The following is a 530-nucleotide window of genomic DNA, read 5'->3' on the forward strand; positions in this document are numbered from 1 at the left end:
GCATGTAAATGGGGCTATAGCTCAGCTGGGAGAGCGCCTGCCTTGCACGCAGGAGGTCTGCGGTTCGATCCCGCATAGCTCCACCATTTACACCTTATTCTGACTTTATTGAAAAGTAATAAGGTATATGCACTATGGATAGAGATGCCAAAGATAAACTTAAAAATTATCTTTGGCTTTTTTAAGCCCGTTCTTTAACAATTTGGAAAGCTGATAGTATTTAATTGCATGAGTCTGTCATGTAATTAATTACAAAACGTTTAATGCGAAAGCATTGAACATGAGTTCTCAAACACTTTATTAAGTGTCTTGAATATTCAAAAAGTAAATTATTCTTTATTGAATAGTTTACGTCTAAGGCGCGTCCACTTCTTTGGTCAGAAGTGAGACAAGTAAAACCAGCTGGTCGCAACAATTCAAGTGAAACTCATTTGGGTTGTATGGTTAAGCGACTAAGCGTATACGGTGGATGCCTTGGCAGTCAGAGGCGATGAAGGACGTAGTAACTTGCGAAAAGCGTTGGCGAGCTA

Annotated in this window: 1 tRNA gene and 1 rRNA gene; both read left to right on the forward strand. The window is 39.8% G+C overall.

The features are described 5' to 3' along the window. Positions 1 to 10 precede the first annotated feature (10 nt). Positions 11 to 86 (forward strand) — tRNA-Ala (locus KV201_RS22455). A 356-nt stretch (positions 87 to 442) separates the two neighbouring features. After that, a 23S ribosomal RNA gene (locus KV201_RS22460) occupies positions 443 to 530 on the forward strand; the annotation flags it as partial.

Origin of the sequence: Shewanella sp. SR1 (assembly GCF_020447145.1) — a bacterium.
In the GTDB taxonomy this organism is placed as follows: domain Bacteria; phylum Pseudomonadota; class Gammaproteobacteria; order Enterobacterales; family Shewanellaceae; genus Shewanella; species Shewanella baltica.